This window comes from Stutzerimonas urumqiensis (assembly GCF_003640395.1).
In the GTDB taxonomy this organism is placed as follows: Bacteria; Pseudomonadota; Gammaproteobacteria; order Pseudomonadales; family Pseudomonadaceae; genus Stutzerimonas; species Stutzerimonas urumqiensis.
The window spans coordinates 438,361-457,267 of record NZ_RBZQ01000003.1; the positions used below are offsets into that span (position 1 = coordinate 438,361).

Below are 18,907 nucleotides of genomic sequence, written 5' to 3' on the forward strand. Positions count from 1 at the left end.
AAGGCTGCGCCGTTTTCCACCCTCCGCACCCGCACCCGCACCGAAGCGATGCTGACCTAGGGTGGGTAACCGCGCAGCGTCACCCACCGATCCCGAACCGACCGGCCGCTACCCGCGTGTCAGCAGGTCGGCGATCGACAGGGTGAACATCAGCACCAGCCAGAAGCCTGCGCCGAACGCGAAAAAGCGTACCAGCGGCGTGTGCGTGCCCAGTTCGGCCAGGCCGAACAGCAGCAGGATCGCCTGCCCCGCGGCGCACACAAGCGCCAGCATCGCCCATTGCGGGAACTGGATCGCCACCGTGGCGCCGATGGCCAGCAGCATCAGCAGCCCGGCGTAGATGAGCAGCAGCTTGCGCGTCTTCATACCGCCCTCCCGACCAGGTAGAGCGAGGGGTAAAGGACGATCCAGATCACGTCGATCAGATGCCAGTAGAGCCCGACCATCTCCAGCGTGATCGCGCGCTCGGGCAGCTTCATATGGGCGAAGTGGATGCGCACCACCATGCCGAGGATGATCGTGACGCCGAGGGTCACATGCACCGCGTGCAGCCCCGTGGCGAACAGGTAGATATTCATGAACAGCCGTGCCGCAGGCTCCTTCAGCGGCGATTCGGGCCCCATGCCGGGTAGCAGGCCCTCGCGATACTCCCAGCCGTACTCGAAGCCTTTCACGGCCAGAAAGGCCAGCCCGAAGAACGCCGTCAGCAGGAGCAGCCGCTGCACGCGCCGGTAATCGCCCAGGCGCGACGCCTGCACCATCAGGCTCATGCACAGGCTGCCGGTCAGGAGTAGCGCGCTGTTGAAGGCGGCCAGGATCGAATGCAGGTGATGCACCGCCTCGCCAACCCCTACAGGGTGCTGCAGGCGGTAGTAGTAGATGACCAGAAACAGCCCGCCGAACATCATGATTTCGGTCGCGAGAAACACCCACATGCCGAGAAAGGTGGCTTCGCGCTGCTGGGCAGCCGTCTGGTAGGGCTCGGCCAGGTACTGCTCACGAACGTCCATGGGTCGCCTCGGGCGGGTATTCGTAGGCATCGAAATCGACGATCGGCGTCTCGAGGAAGTTGTGCGTGGGCGGCGGTGAAGACGTCCGCCATTCCAGGCCGGCCGCGTCCCAGGGATCGTCCTCGGCCTGCGGGCCATAGCGCAGTGACCAGAGCAGATAGAAGAAGGGCATGACGTAGCCCACCGCCAGCACGGCCGCGCCCGTCGAGGACAGCACGTGCAGGAACTGGAAGTCTTCCGGGTAGCTGTGGTAACGCCGCGGCATGCCCAGGTAGCCGAGCAGGAACTGCGGGAAGAAGGTCAGGTTGAAGCCGCAGAAGATCATCACCGCGGCGATCTTGCCCCACAGCTGCGAGTACATCCGCCCGGTCATCTTCGGCCACCAGAAATGCAGCCCGCCGAAGAACCCGGCCACCGCCGCGCCGACCATGATGTAGTGGAAGTGCGCCACCACGAAGTAGGTGTCGTGCACGTGCACGTCCGCCGCCAGCAGCGCGAGGAACAGCCCGGTGATGCCGCCGATCACGAACAGGCCGATGAAGGTCAGCGCATAGAGAAAGTGTGCATCGATGGTCAGGTTGCTTTTGTAGAGCGTGGCGGTCCAGTTGTAGACCTTGATCGCCGAGGGGATGGCGACCAGGAAGCTCAGCAGCGAAAACACCATGCTGGCGTACATCGACTGCCCGGCGACGAACATGTGGTGGCCCCAGACCATGAAGCCGATCACCGCGATCGCCAGGCTCGAGTAGGCGACGAAGCTGTAGCCGAAGATACGCTTGTGCGCCGCCGCGGTGACCAGCTCGCTCATCACCCCCATCGCCGGCAGGATCATGATGTACACCGCCGGGTGGCTGTAGAACCAGAACAGGTGCTGGAACAGCAGCGGATCGCCGCCCAGCCGCGGGTCGAACACACCGATGCCGAACAGGTGCTCGGCGGCCACCAGCAGCAGGGTGATCGCCAGCACCGGCGTGGCCAGCACCAGGATCACCGAGGTGGCGTAGAGCGACCAGCAGAACAATGGCATGCGGAACCAGGTCATGCCCGGCGCGCGCAGTCGGTGGATGGTCACGATGATGTTCAGGCCGGTCAGGATCGACGAGAAGCCGACGATGAACACCCCGAGAATCACCGCCACCACGTGGCCGTTGCTGAACATGGTCGACAGCGGCGTATAGAAGGTCCAGCCGGTCGCCACGCCGCCGGCGAGCAGCGCGTAGAGCGTGAAGCTGCCGCCACCGACCAGCAGGTACCAGCTGAACAGGTTCAGCTTCGGGAAGGCCATGTCGCGCGCGCCGATCATGATCGGAATGAGGAAGTTGCCAAACACCGCCGGGATCGACGGGATGAGGAAGAACCAGACCATCACCACGCCGTGCAGGGTGAAGGCGCGGTTGTAGCCGTCGGGGCTCAGCAGATCGCCCTCGGGCGTGACCAGTTCGATCCGCACCAGGCTGGCGGCGAGGCTGCCGAGAAAGAAGAACGCGGTGACGCTGATCAGGTAGAGGATCGCGATGCGCTTGTGGTCGGTGGTCAGCAGCCAGGTGCGCAGCCCGTGCTCGTCGGCCAGGTAACTGGGCGCGCGATCGGCGGCGGGGTTCTTCTGACTCACGGGGCGGTCTCCTCGGGCGGCGGGTTGCGCGGGCTGTCGGCGTGCGGCTCGCCCTGTTCACCCTCGCCCAGCGACTGGATGTAGGCCGTCAGGCGCAGCACGCCTTCCTCATCGATCACGTTCGAGAAGCTCGGCATGATCGGCTCGTAGCCGGCGACGAGCTGCTTGTGCGGCAGCAGGATGCTGTCGCGGATATAGGCCTGGTCGGCGATCACCGATGTACCGTCGTGCAGCGCGACGCGACGGCCGTACAGACCCTCCAGCGTCGGCGCCTTCGCGACCGCGGCCGGGCCGTGACAGCCACTGCAGCCGAACTGGCGGAACAGTACCTCGCCCTGCTCGGCGAGCGACTCGCTGGCGCCGGACTGCGATAGCCAGCGCTGGTATTCCTGCGGCGATTGCACGATCAGCGTGGCGAGCATTTTCGAATGGTCGGTGCCGCAGTATTCGGCGCAGAACGCCTCGTAGCGGCCGGTCTCGGTGGCGCTGAACCACAGCGCGGTATAGCGGCCCGGAAGGAGGTCCTGCTTGATGCGCAGGGCCGGGAAATACAGGCTGTGGATGACGTCCTGGCTGATCATGTTCAGCCGCACCGGCCGCCCGACCGGCACATGCAGCGTGTTGATCTCGCGCTGGCCGCCGGGGTGCTGGAACTTCCACATCCACTGCTTGGCGACCACCTGGATGACCATCGCATCGGCCGGCGGCGTCTTCACCTCGTAGTACAGCCGCGCCGAGACCAGGTAGATGATCATCGAGCCGATGAAGGGCAGCACGATCCAGGTCATCTCGACCTTCATGCTGCCGCGCGGGCGATGGTCGCGCGACACCCGCGTGCCCTTGCGATAGCGGATGGCGAACAGGATGGTCAGCACGAACACCGGCACCACGAAGATCGCCATCATTCCGGTGAACGACCAGATCAGCCAGTCGATGGCATGCGCATGGTCCGAGGCGGCCTGCGGCCACAGGCGCAGGAATTCATCGTCCATCGCCGCCCTCCCGTTGCTTGCGCTCGCGCCAGAGCGACAGGCCGATGAAGCCCAGCAACGCCGCCGCCGTGCCGGTACCGCCGATCTGCAAGGCGCCGATCACCCAGTTGTCGTAGCCGCCGGTGCGCGGGTTGTAGTGGTAGCAGAGCAGCAACAGCTGATCGGCGAAGTCGCCGACCTGGCCTTCCCCGGCATCGGTCAACGCCAGCCGCAGGTCGTTGGGCTGGTAGCCGAGCCCGTAGAGCCACTGCACCAGCCGCCCGTCCGGGCTCAGGGTGGCGATTGCCGAGGCATGGGCGTATTCCTGGATGGCCTGATCCCAGCGGTAGCGAAAGCCCAGCGCATCGCTGACCGCACGGCTCGCCGTCTCCGGCCCGGTGAGCAGGTGTACGGCGTCCGAGTTGGCCAGCGCCGGCCAGCGTCTGGCCAGCTTGTCGCGCTCGGCACGGGCGTCGGCCGGCGTCTCGCGCGGGTCGAAACTGTAGGCGATCACCACGTAGTCCTCGCCCAGCGCGAAGGGCACGGCGCCCAGCAGGTTGAACAGGCTGGCCAGCTGCGCGCCGCAGACGTTCGGGCAGTTGAAATAGACCGGCACCAGCACCGCCGGGCGGCCGTCGAGCAACTCGCCGAGCGTGACCGACTCGCCGCGGTCGTTCGTGAAGGGGACGTCCAGCGGCAGCTGCGCACCGGGACGCGGATCGATACCGGCTGCGTCGAACGGATCGAACGGCTCGGCCGCATGCGCCGGCACGGCCAACACCAGCAGCAGCGAGACGAACAGCCACAGGCGGGTCATCAGGGATCGCTCCGCTGCTTGGCTTGTCGCAGGCGCAGGTCGTCCGCAGCCTTGTCCTCGGCCGGCGTCGGCCAGCCCCGTTGGAGCAGCAGTGCGCGTGCGCGCTCCAGTGGAATGCGCGCCACGCCCGCGTCCCGGTCGACCCATGCGTAGTCCCCCAGGCGTTGCTCGGCCTCGCCGATCCGGCCCTCGCGACCGAGGCGAAACGCCGTTGCGAGCCGCGGCGGCGGCGGCACGACCCGCTCGCGCTCCAGCGCGGTCACCGGCGCTTCGGCCTGCGAGCCGTAGTAGCCGACCAGCAGGCCGACGGCGAGCATCGAGATCGCCAGTGTCGCCAGCAGCCCGAAGCCAATCACCAGCAGCACTTTGACGTTCGCGTCATGGTGTTCGAAGCCATCGTCTTTCGAACGCGGATCGACCGGCACGCTCATGCGGACCTCCTCGGCAGCATCAGCACTCCCATCAGCCCGCCGCCAGCAGCTACCGCTGCGACCATCCCCAACATCGTCCACAGCGCATGCAGATCGGACAGGCTCGCGAGGCTGAGCCAGGCGCCCTCGGCCAGCCCCAGCAGCAGCGTGCAGACGGCCAATACGGCCAGCGGCAGGCGGCGCGCGGAGAGCGGCCACCAGGTGGCGACGAACACCAGGCTCTGCGCCGCCACCAGCCAGGTCAGCAGCGGCCAGTCGCGCCCGCGCACCTGGTACCAGCGCACCTCTTCGGGCAGGTTGCCGTACCAGACGATCAGGTACTGCATGAAATGCAGGTAGAGCCAGGCCAGCGCCGCCGCCGACAGCAACCCGCGCAGCACGCTCGGCCGCGTGGCGCCGGTGAACAGGCACAGCAGGATGCAGGCGGCGATGCCCGACAGCATCAGCCGGCCCAGCCAGAGCAGGCCAAAGATGCTCGACGCGAAGTGCGGCGCCATCGATTGCGCCCAGTCGAAGGCCGCCAGCGACACGCTCAAGACCGCCGCGATCAGCCCCAGCCCGGCGCCGGCCGGATTGCGCAGCGTGGTCGGCAACAGCCAGCGCGCCAGCGCCCACCACAGGCCGACATAAAGCAGCCCGCGCACGACGAAGCTCGGCCACCACAGCCAGAGCGCACGAAAGCCGTTGCTGTACTGGTGCATCCACTCATAGATCACCCCGGCGCCAAGTAACCCGGGCAACACCATCAGCAGCAGCGCCGGCATGGCCCGGCTCGCGACCAGCGTCCAGGGCCAGAGCTGGTCGCGCGCACTGCCGCTGACCGGCGCCAGCGCGAGGCCCAGCGCCAGCGCCCCGAGCGGAATGCCGGCCAGCCCGAGCAGGCTGGCGACGCAGGCGGCCAGGGTCTCGCGCGGTGCGAGCAGCAGGCCGGCGAGCGTCCCGGTCGCCCCGACGATCAGCGCAGCCCAGGCGATGGCGCGCATGCGTGCCGGGCCGATCCGTTCGAAGGCGGTCATGGCCGGGCCTCCAGCGCACGGCGGTCTTCCTCGGGCAGCGCCTTCACGTCAGCGGTACGCGCCAGTTGCAGGCTGCGGATATGCGCGACGATCGCCCAGCGGTCAGCCGGCTTCACCCGCGCGGCGTAGCTGTACATCACGCCATAGCCATGCTCGATGACCTTCAGGAAGTGGCGGTCCGGCGCCTGCACCAGGCGCGGCTCGGCGAAATCCGGCGGCCTGGGAAAGCCGCGCTGCACCACCGTGCCGAGGCCATCGCCGGCCAGGCCGTGACAGGGCACGCAGTTGATGCGGTAGCGCTCTTCGCCCCGCTCCAGCAAGGCGGCCGTCAGCGGCGGACGCTCGGCCAGCACGGCGTCCCGGGCCAGCTCGCCGCGCGCCACTGTACCCACCGGCGGGGCCTGGTTGACCTTGCCGTCGGGGAAGAACCGGCTCGCCTCCTGGGCATCGGCGCGCGGCTGCCGGGCCATCTGGTCGCAGCCGGCAACAAGCGTCAAAACGCAAACCGGTAGGAACACGCCGAACCACCTTCCAGCCGAACGCGTAGCGAGCGACGGGCAGGCAAGGCGAAAGATGCCGAGAAAACGGAGCGTACGTGAGCATTTCGAGGTGGCTTTCAACGCAGCATGGCCAAGCGCAGTAGCGCTCAATCGGTCCGTGGTCATGCCGGCACCTCGCTGACGGACACCGCGCGCTCGGCGAGCCAGAGGGCTGTCCCGGTCTCGTCGAACAGCGGGTCGTCCGCCCGTATGCACAGGAGGAAGCGATCATCCGTAGCCCGTTTAAATGCCTCCATTTCGAACAGCGGGTGGTGCAGCAGCGGTAGCCGGCAAAGGAACAACACGCCGAACAGCGCGCCGACCGCCCCGCCGGTGACGGTCATGAGAAAGGTGACGACGGCGAACCCCTGCAGCGCGATCAGCGGCCGGCCGCCGATATCGAGCGGGTAGCTCCAGTTGGCGTAGAGCTGCATGGCAAGGCCCAACCCACCGCCGGCGAGCGCGCCGAGAATGCCGGCCCAGTAGGCCCGGTTGCTGTCCTGGCCAAGCACCGGCTCCAGCTCCGGCAGAGGGAAGGGGCTATAGGCTTCCAGCCGGGTGTAGCCCGCCGAGCGGGCCGCGCGGGCCGCCTCGATCAGCTGCTGCGGATGGGCGTAGTCGGCTAGCAGGCCGTAGCGGCGCTCAGTCATCGGCTCCTCCGCGGTAGCGGTGCAGCGCTTCCTTGACCTCGAAGGTCGAGATCATCGGCAACAGGCGCATGAACAGGCAGAACGGCACGAGGAACAGCCCGAAGGTGCCGATGAACAGGGCCCAGTCCCAGAGCGTCGGGCTGAAGCTGTGCCACATCGAGGTCAGGTAGTCGCGGGTCGGCGGGACGATGATCAGCATCCAGCGCTCGCACCACATGCCGATCAGCACGCCGACGGCGATCGCCAGCAGCGCCTTGCCGTTGCGCCGCACCTGCGGCCACCAGAGCGCTTGCAGGCAGACCAGGTTGAAGAAGATCGCCGCCCACCAGCTCCAGGCCATCGGTCCGGCGAGGCGGGCCATGGTCACGGTGATCTCGTGTTCCTTGCCCGAATAGAAGGCGATGAAGGTGTCGGCGAAATAGCCGTAGGCGGTCATCCAGCCGCTGGCCAGCAGCAGCACGCCTAGCACGTCCAGATGCCTGACGGTGATCAGCGCTTGCCAGCCGAAGAAGCGCCGCAGACCCAGGGCGATGACGATCACCAGGGCGAAGCCGGAAAAGATCGCGCCGGCGACGAAATACGGCGGAAACACCGTCGAGTGCCAGCCGGTTTCCGGCGCGAGGTCGAGCAGGAAGGAGTAGCCGCTGGAGACCGCGAACACCAGCGGAATGGCCAAGAGCGCGACGAAGCGGTAGGCCCGCCGCCAGTGCGCCCAGTGCGAGGAGGCGCCGCGCCAGCCGAGCGCCAGCAGGCCATAGAAGACCTTGTAGCGGCGCTTGCGGGCGTGGTCGCGCGCCGAGGCGAAATCCGGGATGGCGCCGATGTAGATGAACATCAGCGAGACGAGCAGGTAGCCGAGCACGGCGAAGAAATCCCAGGCCGTCGGGCTCTTGAACTGCGGCCCCAGCTCCATGGTGTTCGGGTAGGGCGCGCTCCAGTAGAACAGCCATGGCCGGCCCAGGTGCAGGATCGGGTAGATGCCGGCGCAGACCACCGCCATGATCGTCATCAGCTCGGCCAGGCGGTTGAGCGAGTTGCGCCAAGGCCGGTCGAGCAGCAACAGCATCGCCGAGATGAAGGTGCCAGCGTGCCCGATGCCCAGCCACCACATGTAGTTGAGGATCGGAAAGCCCCAGTTCACCAGGTTGTCGTTGCCGTAGACGCCCGGCCCGCGCCACAGCACCACCACCGCCGAGGCGACGAACAGGCCGAGCAGCAGGCAGCTGAAAATGAACAGCGCCCACCAGGCCCGGCGATAGGGGGCGAAGTCCACCGGGATGGCCAGCACCCGGTCGGACACCTCGCCAAGCGGCATCTGCCGCGGCAGAAAGTGCGGCGTGTCGGCGCCAGGGTAATGGGGATCGGCGTCTGCGCGGCTCATGCCTTGCCCTCGCCGATCTTCGGTAGCTCGACCAGGCCCAGGTAGGTGGTTTTCGGCTGCGTGCCCAGTTCCTCCAGCAGCGCGTAGTGGCGCCGCGTGTCGCGTCCCTTGAGCACCCGCGCGCCGGGGTCGGACAGGTCGCCGAAGACGATCGCCTGGGTCGGGCAGGCCTGCTGGCAGGCGGTCTGTACCTCGCCGTCGGCCACCGGGCGGTCCTCGATCCGCGCGGCGATGCCCGCCTCGGTGATGCGCTGCACGCAGTAGGTGCACTTCTCCATCACGCCGCGCGAGCGCACCGTGACGTTGGGGTTGCGCTGGTGCTGGATCGACGGCTCGTCGTCGCCGGTCCAGTCGAACCAGTTGAAACGGCGCACCTTGTACGGGCAGTAGGACGCGCAGGTGCGGGTACCGATGCAGCGGTTGTAGATCTGCTCGTTCAGCCCGTCCGGCCCGTGCACGGTGGCATTGACCGGGCAGCCGACCTCGCACGGCGCCTGCTCGCAGTGCATGCAGGGCACCGGCTGGAAGGCCGAGGACTCGGGCTCGGCCGGGTCGCCGGTGTAGTAGTGATCGACCCGCAGCCAGTGCATGGCGCGGCCCTTGGCGACCTGCTCCTTGCCGACCACCGGGATGTTGTTCTCGGCCTGGCAGGCGACCACGCAGGCGTTGCAGCCGATGCACTGCTCCAGGTCGATGGTCATGCCCCAGACCGGTTCGTTCGGCGGCGTCGACGGGTAGAGCGTCTTGCGCGGCTCGGCCCGCACCGTCGGCTTGTCCGCGGCCTTGCGGTAGGCCGTCTCGCGTGGCTCGCTCCGGATGATCTCCTTGCCGTGCGGGATGTGATGCGACTGGGTCGTGGCCAGCGGCTGGCGCTCGCCGGTCCGCGCCAGCGCCGCGCCACGGCGCAGCCAGGGCTCGGCCGCCGTGCGCAGCGGCGCGAGACCGTATCCCAGCGCATCGCCGACGCGCCCGGCGCGGGTCCGGCCATAACCGGCATAAAGGCTCAGCGTCCGCTCGGCCTGCCCCGGCATGATCCAGACCGGGCCGACCACCACGTTGTGCCCGAGCGTGACCCGCACCCGATCGCCGTTGGCGAGCCCCTGCGCCTCGGCGAGCGCGGGCGAAACGCCGATGACGTTGTCCCAGGTGAGCTTGGTGATCGGCTTGGGCAGCTCCTGCAACCAGCCGAGATTGGCCAGTCTCCCGTCCCATACGCTCGGGTCGGGCAGAAAGCGCAGCGTCAGCCCCTCGACCCTGGCGGGCGGCGTTTCCCAGGCGATTGGCCCGGCGCTCACCTCGACCGGCGCAAGGGCCGTGTCGGGCAGAAAGCCAAGCTCCAGCGCCCGGCGCCAGGCGGCCTCGTCGAGTGCCCGCCAGGTTTTGCGCAGCTCGGCCCGGCCGCTGGGGTTGAGGTCGCCCTGCAACAGCGCCAGCAGCTCGGGCAGCGTGCGGCTGCTGTAGAAAGTACGCACCAGCGGCTGGCCGAGACAGACGCTGCCGTCCGCGGCGCGGCTGTCATGCCAGCCATCCAGGTCGTGGGTCAGCGGCAGGTGCCAGTGGCTGTTCGCCGCCGTCTCGTCGTAATAGAGGCCGGCATGGATGCGCAGCGGCACGGCATCCAGCGCGCGCTCGAAGCCGAGGTCAGCCGGCGCCGTGTCGACCGGGTTGCAGCCGAGCATGAACAGCGCCTCGACCGCGCCGGCCCGCATGGCCTCGACCAGTGCCGGCAGGTCGTCCAGACGCTGCTCACCTACATCGAGCCAGACCACCGGATCGGTGTAGTACAGCGTGCGGCCGACATTGCCGAGTTGCCGGTTGAGCCGGTGCACCGCGGCCTGCACATCGACCGGCGTGCGCTCACCGGCGGTGATCAGGCAACGTCCGGCCCGCGCCTGCAACTCTCGGGCGACTGACTCGATCCAGCGCTGACGTTCGGCCGGCAACGGCTCGGCGGGGCCGGCGCCTTCGCCGAGCGCCGTCGCCAGTGCCTGGAGGTAGCGCGGCAGCTCGTCCGGCTCGATGCGCTTGCGCTCGCTGGCCTTGGCGCCGGTCAGGGTCGGCACCGACTCGACCACCAGCAAACGGGCCTCGCCCTCGCCATCCGTCGCGCGGCGCTTGCGCTCGCCCCAGCGCACCGCATGCGGCAGCTCGCGCGGGCCGGCACCCATCCAGTCGTGTTCGAAACTCAGCACCCACTCGGCCTGTTCGAAGCGGTAGTGCGTTTCGACGGGTCGGCCGAACGCCCGCTCGGCCGCGAGATAGTGATCGCCCTCGAAGGGTTCATGCCGGTACAGCCGCGCCTCGGGCCAGCGCTGCAGCAATTCGCCGAGCTGGCGGCGCAGGGTCGGCGAGCTGCTGGCTCCGAGCAGTAGGTGCAGGCCGCGGCCCTGCTGCCGGTCGAGCCGCTCGGCCAGTGTGCTGGCTTCGAGCTGGACGCTGTCCCAGGTGCTGTGGACACCCTTGTAACGCGGCGCCTGGGAGCGGTCCGGGTCGTACAGCTGGAGGATGGCTGCCTGGGTGAAGGCGGTGCTGGCGCCACGGCTGACCGGATGCTCCGGGTTGCCTTCGAGCTTGGTCGGACGGCCCACATGGGTGCGGCCGAGCACCGGTTGGGCATAGCCGGCGAAGGTCACCGCACTGGCGTACCACTGCGCCTCGCCGGGAACGATCTTCTCCGGCTGGACGACATAGGGCACGCCCTGCTCCGGCTTGCCGCAACCGGCCAGCCCGGCCATCGCCAGCGAGGCGCCCATCACCTGGAGGAAGCGGCGGCGATCCATCTGCGGGGCAACCGAGGGGAACTCGGCCTCGATGAAGTCGGCGAAGGCCGGCTCGTCGGCGAGCTGCTCGAGGCTGCGCCAGTACCTGGGTCCGCGCTCGCCCTCCAGCCGCTCGCGGATCGCGGCCCAGTCGAGGGGCGTGCGGTCCTGTGGGTTGGCGTCGTGTCGAGTGTCCATGACCTACCTGTGGCACGTGTAGCAATGGGTCAGGTTGCCGGCCCTGACGTGGTACTTGCGCATCAGCGCCTCGCCGAGCGCGCGGCGATCGCCTTCGTACTGCCAGTTCATATCCGTCACCGCCTCGCGCGGTCGCAGACGCGGCGCCGGGTCCTGATGGCAGTCGAGGCAGCCGCTCATGGTCAGGGGCTTGGCCTTGTACATCAGCGGCATGCGGTCGACCTGGCCGTGGCATTCGACGCACCCCACGCCGGCGTTCACATGTACGCCGTGGTGGAAGAACACGTAGTCCGGCAGTTCGATCACGCGGTTCCAGCGCAGCGGTTCACCCTGCGCCAGGCTCTGGCGCACCGGCGCCAGCATCTCGGCGCCGGTCCACAGCTGCGAATGGCAGCTCATGCAGGTGTGGGTCGGTGGCAAGCCGGCCACCGCGCTGGTCTCGACGTTGTCATGGCAGTAGCGGCAGTCGATCCTGAGCACACCGGCATGATGCTCATGGCTGAAGGGCACCGGCTGGTCCACCGTCCAGCCCTCGTCGGTGCGGTAATCCGAGCGCTGCAAGACGACGCACGCAGCGAACAGCGCGATCAGCCCGCCGAACAGCAGGAACAGGACCACGCGGAACCACATGTCCGCGCTGCGGGGAAAGAGCTGTGCCATCGGCGAATCAGGCATCCGTTTTTGTATCTATGTGTGTCAGTCCGCCGATGCGCCGAGCGAGTTCCATCGATGCGCCGAATCGTTCCCCACCGCTCGACGTCGGGAACGATCCGTACCCAGGCCAGTCACCTTAGGACCGTGACGGTCGCGCACGCAGGTTCCGTGAAAGAGAACCCGGCCCGGCCGAGCCCGCGCCCGTCCGCCGCCATGCAGGCCGGCGCCCGCTGATCTTCTTCCGCAAGACAACGGAGGCCTGATGACCGACTGCACGATCCACTTCGACGGCAAAGCCCTGGTCGGCGAGGCCGACACCCCGCTGATCGACTTTCTCGCCAACAACGGCATCGACCTCCCCCATGTCTGCTATCACCGCGCGCTCGGCTCGCCGCGGACCTGCGACGTGTGCTGGGTGCAGGTCGACGGCGAACTGGTGCGTGGTTGCACGCTGAAGGCGCGTGACGGGCTTGAGGTCACCAGCGAGATCGTGGAGGCCAAGGCCGCGCGTGAGGAAGGCATGGACCGGCTGGTGGCCAAGCATGAGCTGTACTGCACGCTGTGCGAGCACAACACCGGCGACTGCACGCTGCACAACACCTACGCGCAGATCAATCCGCCGATCCAGCGCTACGAATTCAAGCGCAAGCCCTACGAGAAGGACCACACCAACCCCTTCTATACCTATGACCCGGACCAGTGCATCCTCTGCGGCCGCTGCGTCGAGGCCTGCCAGAACGTCGAGGTCAACGAGACGCTCTCGATCGACTTCACCATGGAGCACCCGCGCGTGCTGTGGGACGGCGGCAAGCCGATCGACGACTCGAGCTGCGTCAGCTGCGGCCATTGCGTGACGGTCTGCCCGTGCAACGCGCTGCTGGAAAAAACCATGCAGCCGGACGCCGGCCCGTTCACGTCGCTGCCGCAGGACGTCAAGCGGCCGATGATCGACATGGTCAAGACGCTCGAGGAAACCATCGGCGCGCGGCCGATCACCGCCATCTCGAAGATGGACATGCACTGGCGCCAGCCGGAGATCAAGCGCACCAAGACCGTATGCACCTACTGCGGCGTGGGCTGCTCGTTCGAGATGTGGACCCGCGACCGGCACATCCTCAAGGTGCAGCCGGTGGTCGATGCGCCGGCCAACGGCATCTCCACCTGCATCAAGGGCAAGTTCGCCTGGGACTTCGTCAATGACCCGAAACGCCTGACCACCCCGCTGATCCGTGAAAACGGGAAATTCCGCGAGGCCAGCTGGGACGAAGCGCTCGACCTGGTCGCCCATCGCCTGCTGCAGATCCGCGACACCCACGGGCCGGACGCCATCGGCTTCATCGGCTCGAGCAAGGCGAGCAATGAAGAGGCGTATCTCACACAGAAGATCGCGCGCGCGATCATCGGCACCCATAGCGTCGACAACTCGTCGCGCTACTGCCAGAACCCGGCGACCAAGGGCCTGTTCCGCACCGTCGGCTACGGCGGCGATGCCGGCACCATCCGCGACATGGAAAAGGCCGAGCTGATCATCCTGGTCGGCAGCAACCTGTCCGAGAACCACCCGGTGATCGCCTCCAAGCTCAAGGCGCAGAAGAAGCACCGCGGGCAAAAGTGGGTGGTGTTCGACCCGCGCAAGCACGAGATGGCCGAGCGCGCCGACCTGCATCTGCGGCCGAATGCCAGCACCGACATGGTCTGGGCCTCGGCGCTGGCGCGCTATATGTTCGATCACGGATACGCCGACCTCGATTTCCTCGACAGCCGGGTCAATCAGGTCGAGGAATACAGAAAATCGCTCGAGCCTTTCACCATGGACTTCGCTGCCGAGGTCACCGGCATCGCCAAGGAAGCGCTGATCGAGGCCGCCGAGCTGATCGGCCAGGCCGACTCGGTCTGCCTGCTCTGGGCCATGGGCATCACCCAGCACAGCCACGGCTCGGACACCAGTACCGCGCTGTCGAACCTGCTACTGGTCACCGGCAACTACGGCCGGCCCGGCACCGGCGGCTACCCGATGCGTGGCCACAACAATGTGCAGGGCGCCAGCGATTTCGGCTGTTTGAAGAACATGTATCCCGGTTACGAGAAGGTCACCGAGGAGAAATACCGCGACAAGTGGGCCGCGGCCTGGGGCGTGCCGAAGGACCGCCTGCCGCTGGAGAAAGGCAACGACAACTTCACCATGGTGCAGAAAGCCGGCGAGGGCGAGGTGAAGGCCATGTACATCATCGGCGAAGAAACAGCCTTCTCCGATGCCAACAGCCGCAACGTGCATAGCGGTTTCGAAAATCTGGACTTCATGGTGGTGCAGGACATCTTCTTGAGCCGCACCGCGCAGTTCGCCGACGTGGTGCTGCCGGCCTGCCCCTCGGTGGAGAAGGACGGCACCTTCACCAATACCGAGCGGCGCATTCAGCGCTTCTACCAGGTGCTGCCGCCGCTGGGAGACAGCCGCCCGGACTGGCAGATCTTTACCGACCTGGCCCGCCGAATGGGTCACGACTGGGGCTATACCCACCCGAGCCAGATCATGGACGAGGCGGCCGGCATCGCGACCATGTTCCAGGGCATCAGCTACGAACGGCTCGAGGGCTGGCAATTCCTGCATTGGCCGATGCAGGCCGATGGCAGCGACACGCCGCTGCTCTATACCGACCGTTTCCATACCGAAGACGGCAAGGCCGTGCTGTTCCCGCTGGAGTGGAAACAGCCGGAAGAATCGGCTGACGCGGAGTACAACCTGATGCTCGACAACGGCCGGATGCTGGAACAGTTCCAGAGCACCAACCAGACCGGGCGCGGCCCGCGCCTCTGGTCGCAGGCGCCGAACTGGTTCGTCGAGGTCAGCCCGGAACTGGCCGCTGAGCGCGGAATCGAGGACGGCACCTGGGTGCGCGTGAGCTCACGGCGCGGCTCGGTGGAAGTGCGCGCCACCGTGACCGAGCGGGTCGCCGGCAAGACGCTGTTCATGCCCATCCATCAGGGCAAGCCGGGGCTGAACCTGCTCACCGGCGAGCACCACGACCCGGATGTGAACACGCCGGCCTACAAGGAAACCGCGGTCAGGCTGGAGGTGCTGCCGAAGAAAGGCGAGCCGCCGCTGCCGCCGAACAGCTTCCGCAATGCCAGGCGCACGCCCACCGAAGGCGTGCCCGTCGAGGTGAAGTGGTACCGAGACGACTACGTGGCTCCGCCCGCCCGCGCACCACATCCGGAGAGATTCTGATGGCCGAACGCATCGACTACGACGTCAAGCCGACCCCGATCGGCCCCAGCGCCCGCGAAGAGCTGGATACCCTGCTGGAAACCCTGCATCAGCGCGGCGTGCTGCGCTTCGCCAACGATCTGGCCGGCTCGCATGACAAGCTGCTCAAGGTGTTCGTCGACGGCATGAACAAGGAAGGCTCGCTCAATGCAATGCAGAACCTGTCGATCCTCGGCATGGCCCTGTCGCGCATCGAGCCGGCGCAGTTCTGCAAGGTGGTGTTCGCCTTGCAGGATGCCTTCCACGCCGTTGGCCATTACAAACCCGACGGCAAGCATGACGAGGCGCCCGGCGTGACCGGCGCCTACAAGATGCTGCACGACGATGATCTGTGGGCGGCTCTGATGCCGATCATCGAAGGGCTGAAGACGTTCGCCGGCGGGCTGGAAAAAGACGCGGAAAAGCCCATCACCGCGTTCAGCGGCAAGCAGACGGAGCAGTAGCGCACGGCGGTCGCTTCGGTTTCTCGAGGCCCGGACGGCAGGTCACGCCTTCACACGAAGCCGGTAGGAGCCAGCTTGCTGGCGAAGCTCTTGGCTTTTGCTTCCTGACCTCGCGTGCTGGCCGCCGCGCTTTTCGTGCGCCCTCGGTGGGCTTCAGCCCACCCTACAGCCTGAAATGCAGAACCCCGCCAATCGGCGGGGTTCTGGGCATCGCGGCGGGGTATCAGTGCTGGGCCGGAGCCGGCGCGGCGCTGCCCTGTTGCTGGGCACGGGCCATTTCCTGCGCATACAGCGCATCGAAATTGACCGGAGACAGCATCAGCGCCGGGAACGAGCCACGGGTGACCAGGTTGTCCAGCGCCTCGCGGGCATAGGGGAACAGGATGTTCGGGCAGAAGGCACCGAGCGTGTGGCTCATCGCCGGTGCGTCCAGGCCCTTGATCAGGAAGATGCCGGCCTGCTGGACCTCGGCGATGAAGGCCACTTCCTCACCCGTCTTGACGGTCACCGAGAGCGTCAGCACGACCTCGTGGAAGTCGCCTTCCAGGCTCTTCTGACGGGTGTTCAGGTCCAGCTGAACGCTGGGGTTCCAGTCGTGACGGAAGATTTCCGGGCTCTTCGGCGCCTCGAACGACAGGTCGCGCACGTAGATGCGCTGCAGCGAGAACTGCGCGCCCTGCGCGTTGGGGGTGGCACCGTTGGTTGCTTGTTCGGTCATGTCCTTGCCTTCTTGTCATGCAGTGATTCGGCATCCGCTAGGGCGGATGGATGGGTCAGGCCCGCAACAGCGGGTCCAGCCGACCGGCACGGTCGAGCGCATAGAGGTCGTCGCAGCCACCGACATGGTGTTCGTCGATCCAGATTTGCGGTACCGAGGTGCGGCCGGCCTTGCGGCTCATCTCGGCGCGCACGTCCGGCTTGCCGTCGACCTTGACCTCGTCGTACGCCACGCCTTTTTTCTCGAGCAGGTCCTTGGCGCGGATGCAGTAAGGGCACCACGCGCTGGTATAGATCAGTACTTTGGACATTGTCACTTGACCACTGGCAGATTCTCACCGCGCCAGCTGGCAATCCCTCCGGACAGCTTGGCGGCTGTGAAGCCTGCTTTCTGCAACTCCCCGCAGGCGGCTCCGGCGTGCTGGCCCATGGCGTCGACGACGATGATCGTCTTGGCCTTGTGCTTTTCCAGCTCCGCCAGACGGCTGACCAGTTTGTCGTGGGGAATGTTCAACGCCTCGACGATATGTCCCGCGTCGAACTCCTTCTTCGGCCGCACGTCCAAGACGACGCCTTCGCCACTGTTGACCTTCTGGGTCAGCTCGCGGTTGCTGAAGCTCTTGCCACCCTTGCGGGTTTCGTTGATCAAAAGGGCGATCAGCAGCGCGACGAACAGGCTGCTCAATACATAGTGGTTAGAGACGAATTCAATCAGTTTGGCGAGCATCTACGGGGGATCCGGGCGGTAAAATGCGGGCCAGTATACACAGCCCCTCCAGCCCGGCGTACCTCCGCCCTGAAGGTGACGCTACCCGGGTCAGCCAGTAGACTGGCCGGCCTCTTTTCGGACCCCTCTGCGCAAGGAGCCAACCCATGCCTGCCGCGCCCAAACCCCTGGTTCTGATCATTCTCGACGGCTTCGGGCACAGCGATAGCCCCGAATCGAACGCCATCTTCGCCGCCAAGACCCCGGTCTACGACCGCCTGCTGGCCAGCCAGCCGCACGGCCTGATTTCCGGCAGCGGAATGGATGTCGGCCTGCCCGACGGGCAGATGGGCAACTCCGAAGTAGGCCACATGAACCTCGGCGCCGGCCGCGTGGTGTACCAGGATTTCACGCGCGTGACCAAGGCCATCCGCGACGGCGAGTTCTTCGAGAACCCGGTGATCTGCGCGTCGGTGGACAAGGCCGTCGGCAACGGCAAGGCGGTGCACATCCTCGGGCTGTTGTCCGACGGCGGTGTGCACAGCCACCAGGACCATCTGGTCGCGATGGCCGAACTGGCCGCCAAGCGTGGCGCCGAAAAGATCTACCTGCACGCCTTCCTCGACGGCCGCGACACTCCGCCCAAGAGCGCGCAATCGTCCATCGAGCTCATGCAGGCCACCTTCAGCCGCCTCGGCAAGGGCAAGGTCGCCAGCCTCATCGGTCGCTACTTCGCGATGGACCGCGACAACCGCTGGGACCGCGTCGAACAGGCCTACAACCTGATCGTCGACGGTCAGGCCGACTACCATGCCGACTACGCGGTGGACGGCCTGATCGCCGCCTACGAGCGCGGCGAGAGCGACGAATTCGTCAAGGCCACGACCATCGGCGAACCGGTGAAGGTCGAGGACGGCGACGCCGTGGTGTTCATGAACTTCCGCGCCGACCGCGCCCGCGAGCTGACCCGCGCCTTCGTCGAGGACGACTTCGACGGCTTCGCCCGCCAGCGCCGCCCGCAACTGGCCGGCTTCGTGATGCTCACCCAGTACGCCGCGACCATCCCGGCGCCCTGCGCCTTCGGCCCGTCGGAGCTGCACAACGTGCTGGGCGAATACCTGGCGAAGAACGGCAAGACCCAGCTGCGCATCGCCGAGACGGAAAAGTACGCCCACGTTACCTTCTTCTTCTCCGGCGGCCGGGAAGAGCCGTTCGACGGCGAGGAGCGCATCCTCATCCCATCGCCGAAGGTCGCCACCTACGACCTGCAGCCCGAAATGAGCGCGCCGGAAGTCACCGACCGCATCGTCGAGGCCATCGAGCAGCAGCGCTTCGACGCCATCATGGTCAACTACGCCAACGGCGACATGGTCGGCCACACCGGCGTGTTCGACGCGGCGGTCAAGGCGGTCGAATGCCTGGACAGCTGCCTCGGCCGCATCACCGAGGCGCTGGCGAAGGTCGGCGGCGAGGCGTTGATCACCGCCGACCACGGCAACGTCGAGCAGATGTCCGACGAGAGCACCGGCCAGGCCCATACCGCGCACACCTGCGAGCCGGTGCCCTTCATCTATTTCGGCCAGCGCCAGGCACGCATCCGCGAGGGCGGCGTACTGGCCGACGTGGCGCCGACGATGCTCACGCTGATGGGCCTGCCGGTACCGCCGGAAATGACCGGCAAGACCATCGTCGAGCTCGGTTGAGCCGACGCGGGGCAGCCGAGGTCCATTCAGCCTGC

18 protein-coding genes are annotated in these 18,907 nt (G+C 67.0%); 3 read left to right on the top strand and 15 right to left on the bottom strand.

Annotated features, from left to right (window positions below; all coding sequences use genetic code 11):
* Positions 1 to 108: 108 nt before the first annotated feature.
* The 12 genes from D7325_RS08015 to D7325_RS08070 all read right to left on the bottom strand — a co-directional run bounded on the left by D7325_RS08015 (position 109) and on the right by D7325_RS08070 (position 12,044).
* Positions 109 to 366 (bottom strand): hypothetical protein, encoded by a 258-nt coding sequence (locus D7325_RS08015; protein ID WP_120995029.1) that lies wholly within the window; start codon positions 364 to 366, stop codon positions 109 to 111.
* The gene (locus tag D7325_RS08020; RefSeq protein ID WP_120995030.1) at positions 363 to 1,010 is read right to left on the bottom strand and encodes a cytochrome c oxidase subunit 3; all 648 of its coding nucleotides are present in this window, start codon (positions 1,008 to 1,010) and stop codon (positions 363 to 365) included. The genes D7325_RS08015 and D7325_RS08020 overlap by 4 nt, the downstream gene beginning before the upstream one ends.
* Positions 997 to 2,622 (bottom strand): cytochrome c oxidase subunit I, encoded by a 1,626-nt coding sequence (locus tag D7325_RS08025; RefSeq protein ID WP_120995031.1) that lies wholly within the window; start codon positions 2,620 to 2,622, stop codon positions 997 to 999. The genes D7325_RS08020 and D7325_RS08025 overlap by 14 nt, the downstream gene beginning before the upstream one ends.
* The gene (gene coxB, locus D7325_RS08030; protein WP_120995032.1) at positions 2,619 to 3,614 is read right to left on the bottom strand and encodes a cytochrome c oxidase subunit II; all 996 of its coding nucleotides are present in this window, start codon (positions 3,612 to 3,614) and stop codon (positions 2,619 to 2,621) included. The genes D7325_RS08025 and coxB overlap by 4 nt, the downstream gene beginning before the upstream one ends.
* Positions 3,604 to 4,410, bottom strand: coding sequence for an SCO family protein (locus D7325_RS08035; protein WP_120995033.1), 807 nt, complete (start codon positions 4,408 to 4,410; stop codon positions 3,604 to 3,606). The genes coxB and D7325_RS08035 overlap by 11 nt, the downstream gene beginning before the upstream one ends.
* Complete coding sequence (locus D7325_RS08040) at positions 4,410 to 4,841, bottom strand: hypothetical protein (RefSeq protein ID WP_120995034.1); 432 nt, start codon at positions 4,839 to 4,841, stop codon at positions 4,410 to 4,412. The genes D7325_RS08035 and D7325_RS08040 overlap by 1 nt, the downstream gene beginning before the upstream one ends.
* Entirely contained in the window at positions 4,838 to 5,857 is a 1,020-nt protein-coding gene (locus tag D7325_RS08045; RefSeq protein WP_120995035.1) for a hypothetical protein, read from the bottom strand. The genes D7325_RS08040 and D7325_RS08045 overlap by 4 nt, the downstream gene beginning before the upstream one ends.
* Positions 5,854 to 6,354, bottom strand: a complete 501-nt coding sequence (locus D7325_RS08050; RefSeq protein ID WP_245962047.1) for a c-type cytochrome — start codon at positions 6,352 to 6,354, stop codon at positions 5,854 to 5,856. The genes D7325_RS08045 and D7325_RS08050 overlap by 4 nt, the downstream gene beginning before the upstream one ends.
* A gap of 164 nt (positions 6,355 to 6,518) precedes the next feature.
* On the bottom strand, positions 6,519 to 7,046 hold the full coding sequence (locus tag D7325_RS08055; RefSeq protein ID WP_120995036.1) for a DUF3341 domain-containing protein: 528 nt from the start codon (positions 7,044 to 7,046) through the stop codon (positions 6,519 to 6,521).
* Positions 7,039 to 8,427: an NrfD/PsrC family molybdoenzyme membrane anchor subunit gene (gene nrfD / locus D7325_RS08060; RefSeq protein ID WP_120995037.1), complete on the bottom strand. Its 1,389-nt coding sequence runs from the start codon at positions 8,425 to 8,427 to the stop codon at positions 7,039 to 7,041. Before nrfD ends, D7325_RS08055 begins: the two co-directional genes overlap by 8 nt.
* A complete protein-coding gene (locus D7325_RS08065) occupies positions 8,424 to 11,384 on the bottom strand; it encodes a TAT-variant-translocated molybdopterin oxidoreductase (protein ID WP_120995038.1) in 2,961 nt (986 codons plus the stop codon). The genes nrfD and D7325_RS08065 overlap by 4 nt, the downstream gene beginning before the upstream one ends.
* Positions 11,385 to 11,387: 3 nt before the next feature.
* Positions 11,388 to 12,044 (bottom strand): cytochrome c3 family protein, encoded by a 657-nt coding sequence (locus tag D7325_RS08070; protein ID WP_120995126.1) that lies wholly within the window; start codon positions 12,042 to 12,044, stop codon positions 11,388 to 11,390.
* 256 nt (positions 12,045 to 12,300) lie between these two features.
* Between D7325_RS08070 and fdhF the strand changes: the two genes are divergently transcribed.
* Positions 12,301 to 15,264: a formate dehydrogenase subunit alpha gene (gene fdhF / locus D7325_RS08075; RefSeq protein WP_120995039.1), complete on the top strand. Its 2,964-nt coding sequence runs from the start codon at positions 12,301 to 12,303 to the stop codon at positions 15,262 to 15,264.
* A complete protein-coding gene (locus D7325_RS08080) occupies positions 15,264 to 15,746 on the top strand; it encodes a helical membrane plugin domain-containing protein (RefSeq protein ID WP_120995040.1) in 483 nt (160 codons plus the stop codon). The genes fdhF and D7325_RS08080 overlap by 1 nt, the downstream gene beginning before the upstream one ends.
* Before the next feature lie 223 nt (positions 15,747 to 15,969).
* Here D7325_RS08080 and secB read toward each other — a convergent pair whose 3' ends face one another.
* Genes secB through D7325_RS08095 form a run of 3 tightly spaced genes read right to left on the bottom strand, consistent with a single transcriptional unit; the run spans position 15,970 to position 17,190 of the window.
* Positions 15,970 to 16,464 carry a protein-export chaperone SecB gene (secB, locus tag D7325_RS08085; RefSeq protein WP_120995041.1) on the bottom strand — a complete coding sequence of 165 codons (495 nt, stop codon included), beginning with the start codon at positions 16,462 to 16,464 and terminating at the stop codon, positions 15,970 to 15,972.
* Between the two features lie 55 nt (positions 16,465 to 16,519).
* Positions 16,520 to 16,774, bottom strand: coding sequence for a glutaredoxin 3 (gene grxC / locus D7325_RS08090; RefSeq protein ID WP_120995042.1), 255 nt, complete (start codon positions 16,772 to 16,774; stop codon positions 16,520 to 16,522).
* A gap of 2 nt (positions 16,775 to 16,776) precedes the next feature.
* The gene (locus tag D7325_RS08095; RefSeq protein WP_120995043.1) at positions 16,777 to 17,190 is read right to left on the bottom strand and encodes a rhodanese-like domain-containing protein; all 414 of its coding nucleotides are present in this window, start codon (positions 17,188 to 17,190) and stop codon (positions 16,777 to 16,779) included.
* A 146-nt stretch (positions 17,191 to 17,336) separates the two neighbouring features.
* Here D7325_RS08095 and gpmI point away from each other — a divergent pair, with 146 nt between their 5' ends.
* Complete coding sequence (gene gpmI / locus D7325_RS08100) at positions 17,337 to 18,872, top strand: 2,3-bisphosphoglycerate-independent phosphoglycerate mutase (protein ID WP_120995044.1); 1,536 nt, start codon at positions 17,337 to 17,339, stop codon at positions 18,870 to 18,872.
* Positions 18,873 to 18,907: the final 35 nt, after the last annotated feature.

Coding starts and splice junctions, on each gene's coding strand:
- D7325_RS08020 (WP_120995030.1), bottom strand. CDS start 1,010: ATGGACGTTCGTGAGCAGTACCTGGCCGAGCCCTACCAGACGGCTGCC.
- nrfD (WP_120995037.1), bottom strand. CDS start 8,427: ATGAGCCGCGCAGACGCCGATCCCCATTACCCTGGCGCCGACACGCCG.
- secB (WP_120995041.1), bottom strand. CDS start 16,464: ATGACCGAACAAGCAACCAACGGTGCCACCCCCAACGCGCAGGGCGCG.
- coxB (WP_120995032.1), bottom strand. CDS start 3,614: ATGGACGATGAATTCCTGCGCCTGTGGCCGCAGGCCGCCTCGGACCAT.
- D7325_RS08055 (WP_120995036.1), bottom strand. CDS start 7,046: ATGACTGAGCGCCGCTACGGCCTGCTAGCCGACTACGCCCATCCGCAG.
- D7325_RS08095 (WP_120995043.1), bottom strand. CDS start 17,190: ATGCTCGCCAAACTGATTGAATTCGTCTCTAACCACTATGTATTGAGC.
- gpmI (WP_120995044.1), top strand. CDS start 17,337: ATGCCTGCCGCGCCCAAACCCCTGGTTCTGATCATTCTCGACGGCTTC.
- D7325_RS08065 (WP_120995038.1), bottom strand. CDS start 11,384: ATGGACACTCGACACGACGCCAACCCACAGGACCGCACGCCCCTCGAC.
- fdhF (WP_120995039.1), top strand. CDS start 12,301: ATGACCGACTGCACGATCCACTTCGACGGCAAAGCCCTGGTCGGCGAG.
- D7325_RS08040 (WP_120995034.1), bottom strand. CDS start 4,841: ATGAGCGTGCCGGTCGATCCGCGTTCGAAAGACGATGGCTTCGAACAC.
- D7325_RS08015 (WP_120995029.1), bottom strand. CDS start 366: ATGAAGACGCGCAAGCTGCTGCTCATCTACGCCGGGCTGCTGATGCTG.
- D7325_RS08045 (WP_120995035.1), bottom strand. CDS start 5,857: ATGACCGCCTTCGAACGGATCGGCCCGGCACGCATGCGCGCCATCGCC.
- grxC (WP_120995042.1), bottom strand. CDS start 16,774: ATGTCCAAAGTACTGATCTATACCAGCGCGTGGTGCCCTTACTGCATC.
- D7325_RS08035 (WP_120995033.1), bottom strand. CDS start 4,410: ATGACCCGCCTGTGGCTGTTCGTCTCGCTGCTGCTGGTGTTGGCCGTG.
- D7325_RS08080 (WP_120995040.1), top strand. CDS start 15,264: ATGGCCGAACGCATCGACTACGACGTCAAGCCGACCCCGATCGGCCCC.
- D7325_RS08070 (WP_120995126.1), bottom strand. CDS start 12,044: ATGGCACAGCTCTTTCCCCGCAGCGCGGACATGTGGTTCCGCGTGGTC.